Raw genomic sequence first — 13620 nt, 5'->3', positions numbered from 1 at the left:
GCAAACAATTTTTTGTAACTTTCGCCCCTCAAATAGAAAATAAAATGTCAACATACTTAGATTTCGAAGAACCGTTAAAAGCTTTAGAGGATCAAATTGCCAAAGCGCAAGAGATCGGTCAGGATGCAGAATTAGATATGACTGATAAAATAAAGGCGCTTGAGGAAAAGTTAGAAAGTAAAACAAAAGAGATATTTTCTAATTTAACTCCTTGGCAGCGTGTACAATTGTCAAGACATCCTGAACGCCCTTACACATTAGCATACATTCAAGGAATTACAAATGGTGATTTTCAGGAATTACATGGCGATAGAAACGTGAGAGACGATAAAGCCATGGTGGGTGGATTAGGTTCCATTGATGGTAAAACTGTTATGTTTATTGGTCAACAAAAAGGAGAAAACACTAAAATGCGTCAATACCGAAATTTCGGTATGGCTAATCCAGAAGGGTATAGAAAAGCTTTAAGGTTAATGAAGTTAGCTGAGAAATTTGATATTCCCATTGTAACATTAATTGATACTCCTGGAGCTTTTCCTGGTTTAGAAGCAGAAGAACGCGGACAAGGTGAAGCTATTGCTCGAAACATTTATGAAATGATGAACATAAAGGTTCCTATTATATGCATCATTATCGGCGAAGGAGCATCTGGAGGAGCATTAGGAATTGGTGTCGGAGATAAAGTAATCATGTTAGAAAACACATGGTATTCTGTAATTTCCCCAGAGTCTTGTTCTTCTATTCTATGGAGATCATGGGAATATAAAGAAAAAGCTGCTGAAGCTCTAAAACTTACTTCAGATGATATGAAAAAGCTAAAGCTTGTGGATGGAATCATCAAAGAACCATTGAATGGTGCCCACAGAAACCCTGAAGAAATGTTCTCAATTGTAAAAAGAGAAGTAAAAAGACAAATCACTTTACTCTCAAAACTTGATGCGGAAGAAAGATGTGAAAAAAGAATGAACAAATTTACGAATATGGGCGTTTTTAAATAAAAGATGTTCAAATAAATATTGTTTCTTTAAACAAGAAAACATTTACAAAAAGCAAGATAACGATTTACTTATCTTGCTTTTTTATTGCCCTGGGAAGGGTAAAACAACTAGGTTTTTTTACATACGATTCATTGGTATATAAAGAATGGTCTGAAAAGTTACCTCAGCAGAATTGGATTTGCGGAACCTTTCTATTCAATTTTTTCTAAACATGACATCTCTTCGGCGGTTTTAATTAGTATTTCCATCTTTAAAATCGTTATCCAGCTGCATAGCGTTAAGCTTTTCTAATTTTAAAAAATCCACAAACTGTAATTTTTCGTTTCAATGTATATGCGCGACTCTTTTAACCCGGATTATTCATGCATTTAATTTTAAATCTATTCTAGGCACAAGACCTAAAGTAATATATGTATATTTCGCGGGGCTTGTAACGACGAATAGATCAAAATTAAATCAAAATCTTACAAATACACAAATACCCAAAAATGGGTTTCTCAAATTTTACAGGAAATACAGTTAAAATACTGACTTACAGATGTTAATATTCTTAAACTTTAAGATTGGTGAATAATTCGGGTTAACATGTTAAATTGCTAGTGATATTATAACCGGGCGTCAGTAAATATTATTTAATGCTTTTCGGGAACTTTACCAGTAGTTTAATAAACTACAATAAAAAGTACACTTTTTAACTGGTTGGAAAGTTAAATTTGCGAAGGATCTTGTCAGTTAACCGTCTATTCACATGATTGACGGCTTAGATATATTTACTGGTAAAGTATTCGATACGCATTTACTATTTAACAATCTCCAACTTTTAAGATTGATTCAATTAAAAAACCTCGTTATGTCTAACGAGGTTTTTCTGTTGTTGTTTGTGTAGGTCTTTTCGACCACAAAATAGGTGACTACTACGCTCATAGAAAGTCACACTAATCTTTAAACTGTTTCTTGTTCTTCGTGAGAAACAGCGTTTATTTCTTTTTGAATTTCTTGTTTTTCTTTATTGTATTTGATGTATCCGTACGCATCGCATGTAGCATGGCCTCCACAGCTTACCAAGATAAATGAGATTCCGATAAAAGCAGTAATTTTTTTAATTGACTTATTCATAGTTTATAGTTTTTTATTTTGTTGTTATTATATAGGGAAATAAGGTTACAAAATTCCACACTTTTTTTTAATTATTTTTTATAAAATTAGTCAACCCCCTATCCCCACTGAGATTCAAGCGCGTTAAAAATCATTAATTTTAAATACTTATCAAGAACTTTACCAGTAGTTTAATAAACTACAACATAGAATACTCTTATTAACATGATCGACGACTTAGATATATTTATTGGTAAAGTATCGGATAGGTATTAAATTTCATTATAAGTTTCTACAATTATTCATTTTTTTGAATCAAAAAAAGATGTTGGATAGATTTAATTATTCTAAAAATTCAAATAATTACTATTTTCTTATAACTTTATATCTATCAAACTATTATTTATTGAGCCGTGCAAAAAAGTGCCATCCTTTTAACACTAATATCGTTTGTCATAGGAATTGTCTTGGCAAATATGTTATCTCTGCATTGGGTTATTATATTTACCTTTTGGATCACTAGTTTAATATGCTTGATTATACTAAATTACTACGGACGTCAAGTTTTGTATTTTAAAAAGTGGTTAACAAGGGCCTGGTTAATTGTGTTTTTATTTAGTGGTGCCTTAGGATATCAATTTCAGCTACCAACATCCTATGCATTCAATTTTTCAAATCATTTCCTAGAAAACGATCAACTTCAAGGTGAAATAATTGAATATCAAAAAGGTAAAGGCAAATACGACAAAGCAATTTTAGAAGTCAACAAAATAATTAGTCCGTATAGGGAAATCAAAGTGCAAGGGAAACTACTTTGTTATATCCGTACTCTTGATACTACTTTTTCTGAGGGCCAAATTATTATGGTTCATCCTCAAATTATAGACATTAAAAACAAACATAATCCAGGAGAGTTTGATGCAGAAAAATATTGGAATACAAAAGGAATTCAAAAAATGGTGTTTTTATCATCAGACAATATTTCAATATTAGGTGTAAAACAAACCTTCTCTAGTTGGTGGACCCGCTCAAGGAATTATTTAAAACAACTGATTAAAGACAACATAAAACCAGAACATCAGGGGTTAGTCATTGCACTAAGTTTAGGAGACAAGTCTGATCTCAGCAACGAGAAACGAGAATTATTTGCTAACGCAGGAGCTATGCATGTACTTGCTGTATCAGGAATGCATGTCGGTATACTATTGTGGTTTATTAAGCTTATTTTCCGCTCATTTAAACCCCTTAGAAATCGAAATACCTACCTCTACTTTGCAATTGGAGCTTTGTGGTGTTTTGCTTTTCTAACAGGAATGTCGGCCTCCGTAACAAGAGCAGTTACAATGTTTTCAATTTTAGGTGTTGGTCAGTTAATCGGTAAACGTTTTTTTAGCTTGCAAGCTATTTTTGCCTCTGCATTTATTCTTATCATCTTTAATCCGTTAATTATTTATGACATAGGGTTTCAGCTTTCCTATTTGGCTGTGCTTGGAATTTCAGCCTTTTATTATCCAATCCTAAACCTTTTTGGTACGAAATACACCCTAATTAATTGGCTATGGGAAGGCTCTGCCATTGGTATTGCCGCACAAATTGGAACCGTTCCCATTAGTTTATATTATTTTAATCAATTCCCCAATTACTTCTTTATAACAAATATTGGCTTATTAGTACTCGCATTTGTCGCATTTATTGGGGTCATTTTATTTTTTGTTTTCCATTTGATCCCATTTGTTGCAGACGGCTTAATTTTAGCCAACAACTTTATTTTTGATACGCTTAGTGGATTTATTGCAGGTATTAATCAATTACCAGGGGAAGTTAGCAAAGGTTTTACTCCTAATCTACTTCATGTATTCGTATTATACCTTCTTATTTTGGCAGCCCTTTACTTTTGGAAAAAGATGAAGTTAAAGCAATTTAATCTCACTACCGTATTTTTATTTGTTGCTGCTTTAATGTTAATCTTTCAACGTGAATATAATAAAAGTAAATCAGAACTAGTTATCCTCAATCACTACAAAAAAGTAATCTTAATTAAAGAAAATAGAAAGTTATTCATTGTCCAGGAAGAGAATAATAAAATAAAAGAAGATGACTTAGCGTATCTCGTTAATGGATATGAACAAAGAAATGGTGTTGTAGGTTCAAGGCTTTCCATACCCATCGACAAAGAATTGTCACTTCGGGATGATATCCGTATTCGAAGAAATTCTTCTGGAATAAAAATTGAGTATCATGACCAAAAATATTTTTTAGCCCAAAATATGAGTAAAATTAAGCAATATTCAGATTATAAAATAATTGCTGGTAATTGGAATCCTTGGATGAATGAAGAACTAGCAGATTTTAGCACAAAAGAAAGGGCGCTCATCATAAAGCCATAAGTGCTTACATTAAACTTGTTTCTAAGTCGATAAGTTCTAAATAGGGAGAAAAAGTAAATTTACTACTTTTTTCTTGTCCCAAATCATTTTCCCATTCTATCGTAAGTTCATAGGCTACAACATTTCCATCATCTTCAACGACGTATAAATCATTTAATTTATGAATGGTCACTGCAGTGTTTATTTTTTTAAATTGATCAATTGCAAGTTGTTGTGTAATTCTAGAGAAGTCAACAGATCCTACTTTTTTAGCTGTTTTCATGAGAGACATAGCATGTTCCATAAATGGTTGCAAGGCTTCATCGCCAATCAAATCTATTTCTCTTTGTTTCAAAAAGTTTATAAAGTTTGATTCTTCTGTGGAAATGTACAGGTCTCTTTCCGTTATAAAATGAAATTCAAATTGATAATCATAATAAATTTCTTCGTAGGAATTGGGTAAATTGTAATTATAAAATGGAGTAATATTTATTAATTTTTCCTCGTAATCGAATAAGAAAAATGCATGATGAATGGTAAAGGAAGATTCGTCTTTCTTAGTTTTAAAAAGGTGTTCTATCTCATATTGAACTTGGTCGATTTCTTCCTGAGCTGCCGCGCGATAACTTGGAATCTGTTCCTCAATACCAGATTTCTGCCAGCCTCGTAAATCGTTATTGTCGAGATATTCTTTTTTAATTGTGTAAATTGAATCCAACTTTTTAAATGCCGTTGGTTTATAAACCGTTAGTTGTCCATAAGCTAATGATTCATAGTTTTGATTAGCGTATTCACTTCGACAGGTGTCCTCAATCTTTTGATTAAACGCTTCTTTTTTATCTTGAACAGTCTCTACAGGTTGATAATTAGCACACCCGATGAAAAGAGTAGATAAGAATAGATAAAAAACAATTCGCGTCATCATTTTTATATAATTTGATTAAAGAACTAAAATAACAATTTAACGCCAAAGAAGATAAAAAAATGTTTACATCCAACAAATACTCGTTCTTCTGACCAAGATTTCACCCATTTAAGGATTGATTACAGCGCTTTACATTACTAAAAACACAAATATAGACGCACATAATTGTCCCATACGACGATTGTTGCACTACCGATTAAAGGTAATTTTCTTCAACTACAGATTAACCCAAAATCAATAAGAGGAATTAATTATTTACCATTACAGGCATAACTAACATTAAAATGTCTTCGTCTTCATTTTCATTCGTAGCGGGTACGATTAATCCAGCACGATTTGGCTGACTCATCATCAATTTTACCTCATCTGTGGTAATATTGTTTAGCATTTCAATGATAAAACGAGAATTAAATCCAATCTCCATATCTTCACCGTCATAGCTACATGTTAATCTTTCTTTGGCTTCATTTGAAAAATCAACGTCTTCAGCAGAAACAGCAAGTTCTGATCCTGTTATTTTTAATTGTACTTGATGGGTTGTTTTATTTGCGAAAATAGAAACCCTTTTAATTGATCGTAAGAAAGACTCTCTATCAACCGTTAATACATTCGGGTTTTCCTGTGGAATTACCGCCTCATAATTTGGATATTTACCATCTATCAGACGACACGTTAATTCAATATCTTTAAATGTGAAGACCGCATTTGAATCATTATACTCTACCTTCACTTCCATATCACTTGAGCTACTCAAGTTATTCTTCAACATGTTTAGAGCTTTCTTCGGAAGGATAAAAGATGAACTACCAGAAGCTTTCGAATCTGTTCTTCGGTATCGAACTAGTTTGTGTGCATCAGTAGCCACAAAAGTCATATCATCGGAGGTAAATTGACAAAAGACACCACTCATAACAGGACGTAAATCATCCGTTCCGGTAGCGAAAATTGTTTTATTAATAGCATCCGCAAGCACATCACCTTTAATTAACGTGTTATCCGTTCCTTCAATTTCTTTAACCTTTGGAAAATCATCTCCATTGTAGCCTACCATTTTCGATTTTCCGTTGGTATAGCTGATCTCTATTCCATAAGTATCGTCATCGATAGTGAAAGTAAGTGGTTGATCTGAAAGGTTCTTCAATACGTCTAGTAACAATTTTGCAGGTATACATATTTTACCTGATGCATTTGAATCTACCTCAAAAGTAGTTTTCATTGTTGTTTCAATGTCAGATGCTGAAACACGTAATGATGTATCGTTAATTTCAAATAAAAAGTTATCTAAAATAGGCAAAGTGTTATTCGTTGTTAAAACACCACTAATGGTTTGCAAATGTTTTAATAAACTTGAACTAGAAACTACAAAATTCATATTAAAGGTCTTATTAATTTTTAAAAGCAAATATAGGTTTTTAGACTTAATTAAAAGTCCTTTACATATATTTTATCTTCATTTTATTGATTAATTTATTCAAAAACAGTCTTCCCTTGAATTAAAGGTCCGATGGTGTAATATTGCATGCGTACAAAGTCCCCGTCTGGCTTTACACCCCAAAGAAAGTTCATATCATAGGCTAAAGTATCTTCAGGATTGTACTCACGATCTAAGCGGCGATACATATCCAACTCATAAGATTTCTCTTTTCCTTTGATGTTTAATTCGTAATCTGGTTGATTCGCACGAATACTGTCCATTTGCTCATTAGACAAGGTATAGTTTGGTTGATTAAAATGAATGTCTTCAAATCCATTCAAATAAAACAACAGATTATCTTTCTTAACATTTGGAATTGGTTTTCCTTGAGAAGTTACCTTATAATTATCTGAATCGAGAATCTCAATTTTGTAACTATCGCTAGGTTGTACGCGATTAACTACCTCTACAGATTGAATTTCTTTCCTTGAAAAAGAAAATAAATCCGAGCAAACAAATTTTCTTTTGTCAACAAAAAATCGAGGTTCTAATATACCATGAAATCCTTTCATCCCAACGATTACAGGATTATCACTTTTGATTTCAGGTGTTTCCAATAACATGTGTGTGCCCATGTGATCTTGTGTCGAATGACCTACAAACCATGTTTTAATCCACTTCCCATTTTGATAAATTTTCACCTCTTTATGCTGAGACATCAATAACTTTTTCATGTTTTTCATCGCCGATTTAGGCACATATCCCTTCAAAGTTACTTTGTGCATTGTTTCTAACATCATTGCCACGATTGATTGCTCAACACACATTCCATTTGGACCTTCCCATCTCCCAGATTCGTTGCGTGTAAGCACCATATCTTGGTCATGAAAAGAATCATAAATCTCAATTTTATCAACAGATGCGGTATCCTCAACTGCAAAAGCAATTAAACTCACATCTGTAGCTTTAGACTTTGTTTGTAGGTTTTTAACCACATAGACCAAGCCTAAAATTAAGGCTACGCCCACTGCAATGACAATTACTTTTTTCATAATAGCTCTTTATTTTTTCACATACTTATATCGACGCACAACAAAAACAATTATGGCCAACAAAAGAATGAATAACACAGGAATAAAAACATTAATAAATTTATAGAATGAACCTTGCTTTTCAACCTTCAACTTATCAGTTGGATGCAAATCTATAGTACGACTTCGAATTGATAATAAAGTTGATTCTCCCAGCATATAATCAACACAATTTTCGAAAAACTCAAAATTCCCCATTGGTCTTGGTCGTTCTCCAAAAAGTTCGTCAATCTCTTTTCCCTGCGGATATCTAGGAATATATCGGTATCGATTTTCTTCTCTTACAAAAATTGAATCATAATATGTGTTCTTAAAAAACGTACCGTTTCCAACTACCATCACCTTTCCGGGTTTAATGGATTCTTCTATAAAAGTTGCATCAGGATTGTCTGCATAAGCCGAAACAATTCGATTTTTAAATGCTGATTCAAACCTCCCTTCTACTATCCCTCCTAACATTATTCTATTCGCTTCATTTTCTGGATTTTCCTGAAAGACAGGGTTCTCACCAAACTGTCTCTCCATTGCAATAGACAATAATGGAGCATTTCCAAATGACCTTGCATTGGTTGAAGAGGTTAGAATAACAGATGGACGTGTTTTGTTTTTCGTTTTGACAAATTGTAAGCTAGACACATAAGGCAACTTCACGGGGTTTAACATACTTGAAATTGGGTGATTTGTTCCGGAAGCAAATACATAAAAATACCAATTAACAAAAAGTTTTGAAGCTCCAGGCATTGAAAAACGATCGTAATTGGCATCAATTACTAAGTCTTCATTCACCTTTATTCCATAGTCATAAACTAAGTCTCCAATTCCTGTTCTTTTACGAATACTATGTGTTTTTCCAGTTCTTCGAATTGTATCATTGTTAATTTTCAATGGTGTATTAAAAACCATTAAATTCCCACCTTTCATTAAATATTGATCGATTGCGAATTTATCCTTATCACTTATTTTTTTGTTGGATCTGCAATTATAATCCCATCATATTTATCTAGCCCGTCTAACGAACCGTCAATTTTCACATCTTCAATGATATAAGCATCCTCAATGTTTCTTCTCGCTCCTTGTGTATAAGGTATTCCTAATTCTCCGTGACCGTGTACAAAGGCTAGTTTTTTCTTATTTTTGCGAGTAGCCTTAAGCAAAACACGCATAAATTTATATTCCAGATTGTTAACCTCTTTTTGAATTGATTGCTCTAATCGGCTGTCTAAAGCATAATTTCCACCCTCAAGAAATCGAATATAGTCAACGGTCTCCCCTCTGTATTCTACAACTGCGCCGGGAAAAACCTGAATGATATTTGCTGTTCCCTGACTCCTATAATTAATATTAATAGGGCGTATTCCTCTTCCTTTATTGAGTAATTGCTCCTTTAATGCTTCTTGATCTTCTAGAGAACCTTCATTTGGATTAATAAACTCATATTCGATTCGGTTTCCTGCGTAATATTTAAATTCATCTAATTTATCTCTTACCGCTTTTTGCAAACGTTTTACTTCGGCAGGAAACTCTCCTTCTAAATATATTTTAAATAGAATTTTATCAACCAATAAAGAATCGCTTTCTAGATAATTGATTGTTGAATTGGTTAAAGAATATCGTTGGTCTTTGGTGAAATCGACACGGAAATCTAAAAATGAAATAATGATATTCACCAATATAATTAATGCAAGAGCAATCAGGGTAACAATTCCATAATATGCTCGATTAGATAATTTATTTAGTTTTTTTTCAGCCATAATTACTTGCGAATTGCGGTTAAAATATTGTGCGATGCAAACAAGAAAAATACAATTACACTAATAAAGTAAACAAGGTCACTTAAAATTAACACTCCTTTTTTTATTGAAGCGTAATGATAATCTATACTTGCGTATCTAATAATGCTGTCGAAACCTGCAAATGTTGCGTACGAACCTAGCATTGATAAACCGCTAAAGAAGAACCAACATAAAAACAAGGCTAGAATAAACGCAACTATTTGGTTACTCGTTATCGCACTTGAAAATATACCGATTGCTACAAAAGATGCTCCCAATAAAAGCAATCCTAAAAATGACGTTATTGCTGCTCCATCATCCATTACACCTACTGGATCACCAAGATAATGCATAGAAACATAAAAGGTTAACGTAGGCAAAAGCGCAATAACCACTAGAGTTACTCCCGCTAGGTATTTTGCCATTAAAATTGAAAAATCAGAGATTGGACGCGTGTAAAGCAATTCTATGGTCCCTGTCTTTCTTTCATCTGCAAAAGAACGCATGGTGATTGCCGGGATTAAAATCAATAATATTAACGGAGCAAGGTTAAAAAAAGGAAGTAAATCTGCTACTCCACCATCTAAAAGATTAAAATTATCGTTGATTACCCATAAAAACAACCAACAGGTAATTACAAATATCAACATAAATATATATCCGATAATCGAACTCAAAAAACTACGAATCTCTTTTAGATAAAGTGCACCCATTCATTTTAATTTTTGTCAAAAATAACCCTTCTTTGATATTCTCTCCGATTTTATAAGAAAGTTTATCAAAACTTAACTGTTAGTCTATCGATAACTGATTTTTAATTCATTTATTTCAAACTAAAGCCATCAAAATACACATCGCTTGAAAATGCCTCTGCGGGTTTTAAAAACCATTGCTTTACCGTTGGCCAAACTTCACCGAACAAGGCTGAATGCCGATAATTTTCCAAATCCTCTTCAGTATCCCATTCACTATAAGTAAAAAACACGTTTGCTGAATCCTTATCAGACAACATTTTCATTCCTCGACATCCTGGAAAAGCATTTATCTTCTCCTTAACTGTGTCAAAATGTGCGATAAAATCTTTTACATTTTCTTCTTTCAAAGTTAACTTAACCCATCTAATCATAAAAATAATTTAAAAAAGTGATGACAATGTTTCTCGCGAACCTCTTGGTGTAAATTCTATTCTGATGATATCACCTACACGCAAACCAAAGAGAGAGTCTGCTCCTCCTCCATTTTCAGGTGTTCCTTTATTTATGGCTATTTCTAAAAATCCAGCATCATTAAATAACGCAACTTTTTCTCCTGGAGGAACCTCATTATACCCTAATGAAATCTTGTCAATGTAATACTCTTTTTGTCTAAAATAAATCACAAATGGTATTTGCTTACCAACCCTTTCAAAATCAGTTTTAGTTATATTAGTAATTAAATTCCCATAATGATCAATATAACTTACTGAACCTTTCAAGGTATTACCATCAATTACAGGCGAAAGCGGAATAGCTTTTCTAAAGTTTTCCACCGCACTACAAAATTGATCTACAGCTACACCTTGAAGCAATTTACAGGCAGCAGGAACCAATATATTTTTCGTGGGAAAGTTCATCAACTCAGGTCGAGAAAGAACATCATCTAACCTCCATATCCCCTCAAATTTATCATTACCTATAAGTAGACTAAAAAAACCATTATCAGCACCAACAAAGTACTGCCCTTTGTATTTTACAATTGTTGGGTAAACACTTTCTTCGGGCTGACTAAAATTAATTAATGGCTCTGCATCCACACCAATAATATGAATGGTACCTTCAGGAAAATCCAACATACAATTTTTTAAAAGATAGGCTGCTTCAGTAACCTTAAAAGGTCTTACAACATGAGATATATCCACGATTTGAGCAGAAGGAACAACACTTAACACACTCCCTTTCAATGAAGCGACATAGTAATCACTTAATCCCATATCTGTTGTAAGCGTAACGATTCCCATTTTGCAAAATTTGCTCTTAGTATATTAAATTCAAAATTAGTTTTTATTTTTAGATAGAAGAAAAAAGCAGCTTAGAAAAACAACCACAAATGTATATTGATAAATAACCCAATCTTTTAGGCACGAGATTTAGTCCGAATTACTTCACACATTTCTTGTCTTTAAAATCATGGAAAAAAGTCCCGCAACAACGGAAGGCGTTTGTCAAATTAACAAGCGTAATCTATCAATCTAAAGATAAAGTTCCCAAGTTAAATTTAAAAGTGATGAGATATTCTCAGTATAAGTCGATTAACTTTAAGCTTTTAATGCCTATCCGTTATTTTACCAGTAAATATATCTAAGCCGCAAATCATGTGGATAAAAGGATAATTTACAAGATCCTTCGCAAATTAAAAGGGGCACTCTATTTTCTAGCTTATTAAACAACTGATAAGGTTCCCGATTAACTTTAAACTCTAAATAGGCACATTAATCCCCGTCTTTAATACTTTGTTTGAAATGAACAACAAGGGAAAACCCTGAAAAGAGCTTAAGTCAAACTAAATCAGTAAAAAAGATATCGCTTGATTTATTTTAAATGATAACTTTGTATTCAAAATATTAAAATACACTTATGATGAACATAAAAAACATGATTTTGATCGGATCAGGATGTCTTTTCCTTTATTCGTGCAACAGCAATGAAGAAACCGCTGCTACAGATGAATTAAAAACACCGAAAATTGAAGTAGAAACAGATGATGTTTATAATTCAGAAGAGTACGAATTTATTCTTCCTCGACCATATACTTTGGTAACCTCTTTTGACAAAGTAGGCATGAATTTCGAAGCATCTAGAATGAATGATCCTGCCAACGTTGACCAATATTCGACAGACGGGATGCAACTTATGAATATGGGAGTTTTCGGTTCAGATTTAGTTTACGCTATTACAAACAATCAACCACAACACTCCATAATGTACTTTAACGCCATAAAGAAATTAGGTGATAAAATTGGAATGGGTAGAATCTTCAATGAAGAGGAACTTGCAACGCGCATAGAGAAAAACATTGCAGATGAAGAAAAAATGAAAGATTTACTCATCGATCTGGATGAAAAATCTCAGGAATACCTTGAAAACAACCAAATGAGAATGTTAGCTGCAATACAATTTTCAGGTGCATGGATAGAGGGCATGTATTTAGCCACTTTTGATATTGAAGAAAAAGACCAATCAAAATTAAGTCATCACTTAGTTGACCATATGAGTCTTTTAAAAAACGCAATCACAGGGATTGAGGCGTATGAACAAAGAAGTGATCAGTTGAGTGACATCCTAGCTGACTTGGAAGCATTACAAACTCAATTTAACAATTTTGAATCCTTAAAAAATACCGAAGGTTTTCCTGAGCTTACAAGAGAAGAAATCGAAACATTAGCTACAGATATTCATAAAGTTAGAAACAAAATAACTTCAAAATAACATGAAATATTTACTATTTGCACTCTTAGTGATCATCTCATTTTCAGTGGTTGGACAAGATCAATTTATTGAAGGAGTAAAAGTTTCACGTTCAGAGTTAAAAAAGAAAATTACAACAAACGACCTATCCTATGAAGGCTGTAAGACAACATATTTCCAATACAGGGACCAAGTTCAAATAAGAGGCGTTGAAGTTGCTACGTTTCTGCGAGAGAATTATATTCTTTATTTCGATGGTACTTATGCTGATCATAAAGTAAGCATTGCGTTTTACGATAAACCAGAAGATGATCCTCAACGAATTATGCTTTATGAAATCCAAAATATTTCGGGAAAAATAAAAAAGGTTTCAATGCATGAAATAACGGAATTTTATGAAGCTTATGGAGGAAACCCAGAAATGTTAAGATCAATCTATATTGACTATATAATCAAAAAAGGAAAGCCAAATCGAGGAGCAGTAAGCTTGGCGCTAGGTTATTAATGGATAAGACA

13 protein-coding genes are annotated in these 13620 nt (G+C 32.9%); 4 read left to right on the top strand and 9 right to left on the bottom strand.

The window, feature by feature from the left end; genetic code table 11:
- Window positions 1-44 precede the first annotated feature (44 nt).
- Window positions 45-998: an acetyl-CoA carboxylase carboxyltransferase subunit alpha gene (locus CW751_RS07385; RefSeq protein ID WP_101334364.1), complete on the top strand. Its 954-nt coding sequence runs from the start codon at window positions 45-47 to the stop codon at window positions 996-998.
- 942 nt (window positions 999-1940) lie between these two features.
- Here the strand turns inward: CW751_RS07385 and CW751_RS15380 are convergent.
- Window positions 1941-2114: a hypothetical protein gene (locus CW751_RS15380; RefSeq protein ID WP_165779245.1), complete on the bottom strand. Its 174-nt coding sequence runs from the start codon at window positions 2112-2114 to the stop codon at window positions 1941-1943.
- 455 nt (window positions 2115-2569) lie between these two features.
- Between CW751_RS15380 and CW751_RS07380 the strand changes: the two genes are divergently transcribed.
- On the top strand, window positions 2570-4480 hold the full coding sequence (locus CW751_RS07380) for a ComEC/Rec2 family competence protein (RefSeq protein ID WP_101334363.1): 1911 nt from the start codon (window positions 2570-2572) through the stop codon (window positions 4478-4480).
- Between the two features lie 4 nt (window positions 4481-4484).
- On the opposite strand, the gene CW751_RS07375 is transcribed toward CW751_RS07380, so the two are convergent.
- The 8 genes from CW751_RS07375 to CW751_RS07340 all read right to left on the bottom strand — a co-directional run bounded on the left by CW751_RS07375 (window position 4485) and on the right by CW751_RS07340 (window position 11657).
- Complete coding sequence (locus CW751_RS07375; RefSeq protein WP_133122156.1) at window positions 4485-5384, bottom strand: hypothetical protein; 900 nt, start codon at window positions 5382-5384, stop codon at window positions 4485-4487.
- Window positions 5385-5631: 247 nt separating this feature from the next.
- Window positions 5632-6756 (bottom strand): DNA polymerase III subunit beta, encoded by a 1125-nt coding sequence (dnaN, locus tag CW751_RS07370; protein WP_101334361.1) that lies wholly within the window; start codon window positions 6754-6756, stop codon window positions 5632-5634.
- Between the two features lie 95 nt (window positions 6757-6851).
- A complete protein-coding gene (locus CW751_RS07365; RefSeq protein ID WP_101334360.1) occupies window positions 6852-7850 on the bottom strand; it encodes a hypothetical protein in 999 nt (332 codons plus the stop codon).
- Window positions 7851-7859: 9 nt separating this feature from the next.
- Window positions 7860-8810: a Gldg family protein gene (locus CW751_RS16110; RefSeq protein ID WP_449495003.1), complete on the bottom strand. Its 951-nt coding sequence runs from the start codon at window positions 8808-8810 to the stop codon at window positions 7860-7862.
- A 35-nt stretch (window positions 8811-8845) separates the two neighbouring features.
- Window positions 8846-9640: a DUF7088 domain-containing protein gene (locus tag CW751_RS16105; protein WP_101334358.1), complete on the bottom strand. Its 795-nt coding sequence runs from the start codon at window positions 9638-9640 to the stop codon at window positions 8846-8848.
- A gap of 2 nt (window positions 9641-9642) precedes the next feature.
- Window positions 9643-10374, bottom strand: a complete 732-nt coding sequence (locus CW751_RS07350; protein ID WP_101334357.1) for an ABC transporter permease subunit — start codon at window positions 10372-10374, stop codon at window positions 9643-9645.
- A gap of 110 nt (window positions 10375-10484) precedes the next feature.
- Complete coding sequence (locus CW751_RS07345) at window positions 10485-10787, bottom strand: putative quinol monooxygenase (protein WP_101334356.1); 303 nt, start codon at window positions 10785-10787, stop codon at window positions 10485-10487.
- Window positions 10788-10796: 9 nt separating this feature from the next.
- Entirely contained in the window at window positions 10797-11657 is an 861-nt protein-coding gene (locus tag CW751_RS07340; RefSeq protein ID WP_101334355.1) for an SAM hydrolase/SAM-dependent halogenase family protein, read from the bottom strand.
- Window positions 11658-12273: 616 nt separating this feature from the next.
- On the opposite strand from CW751_RS07340, the gene CW751_RS07335 reads away from it, so the two are divergent.
- A complete protein-coding gene (locus CW751_RS07335; protein WP_101334354.1) occupies window positions 12274-13125 on the top strand; it encodes a hypothetical protein in 852 nt (283 codons plus the stop codon).
- A 1-nt stretch (window position 13126) separates the two neighbouring features.
- Complete coding sequence (locus tag CW751_RS07330) at window positions 13127-13609, top strand: hypothetical protein (RefSeq protein ID WP_133122155.1); 483 nt, start codon at window positions 13127-13129, stop codon at window positions 13607-13609.
- Window positions 13610-13620: the final 11 nt, after the last annotated feature.

The organism is Brumimicrobium salinarum (genome assembly GCF_002844555.1).
In the GTDB taxonomy this organism is placed as follows: domain Bacteria; phylum Bacteroidota; class Bacteroidia; order Flavobacteriales_D; family Crocinitomicaceae; genus Brumimicrobium; species Brumimicrobium salinarum.
This window is presented reverse-complemented; position numbering and strand designations above follow the sequence as displayed.

Excerpts from the sequence above, each read along its gene's own strand:
- CW751_RS07385 (WP_101334364.1), top strand. The coding sequence starts at position 45 with ATGTCAACATACTTAGATTTCGAAGAACCGTTAAAAGCTTTAGAGGAT.
- CW751_RS15380 (WP_165779245.1), bottom strand. The coding sequence starts at position 2,114 with ATGAATAAGTCAATTAAAAAAATTACTGCTTTTATCGGAATCTCATTT.
- CW751_RS07380 (WP_101334363.1), top strand. The coding sequence starts at position 2,570 with ATGTTATCTCTGCATTGGGTTATTATATTTACCTTTTGGATCACTAGT.
- CW751_RS07375 (WP_133122156.1), bottom strand. The coding sequence starts at position 5,384 with ATGATGACGCGAATTGTTTTTTATCTATTCTTATCTACTCTTTTCATC.
- dnaN (WP_101334361.1), bottom strand. The coding sequence starts at position 6,756 with ATGAATTTTGTAGTTTCTAGTTCAAGTTTATTAAAACATTTGCAAACC.
- CW751_RS07365 (WP_101334360.1), bottom strand. The coding sequence starts at position 7,850 with ATGAAAAAAGTAATTGTCATTGCAGTGGGCGTAGCCTTAATTTTAGGC.
- CW751_RS16110 (WP_449495003.1), bottom strand. The coding sequence starts at position 8,810 with ATGAAAGGTGGGAATTTAATGGTTTTTAATACACCATTGAAAATTAAC.
- CW751_RS16105 (WP_101334358.1), bottom strand. The coding sequence starts at position 9,640 with ATGGCTGAAAAAAAACTAAATAAATTATCTAATCGAGCATATTATGGA.
- CW751_RS07350 (WP_101334357.1), bottom strand. The coding sequence starts at position 10,374 with ATGGGTGCACTTTATCTAAAAGAGATTCGTAGTTTTTTGAGTTCGATT.
- CW751_RS07345 (WP_101334356.1), bottom strand. The coding sequence starts at position 10,787 with ATGATTAGATGGGTTAAGTTAACTTTGAAAGAAGAAAATGTAAAAGAT.
- CW751_RS07340 (WP_101334355.1), bottom strand. The coding sequence starts at position 11,657 with ATGGGAATCGTTACGCTTACAACAGATATGGGATTAAGTGATTACTAT.
- CW751_RS07335 (WP_101334354.1), top strand. The coding sequence starts at position 12,274 with ATGATGAACATAAAAAACATGATTTTGATCGGATCAGGATGTCTTTTC.
- CW751_RS07330 (WP_133122155.1), top strand. The coding sequence starts at position 13,127 with ATGAAATATTTACTATTTGCACTCTTAGTGATCATCTCATTTTCAGTG.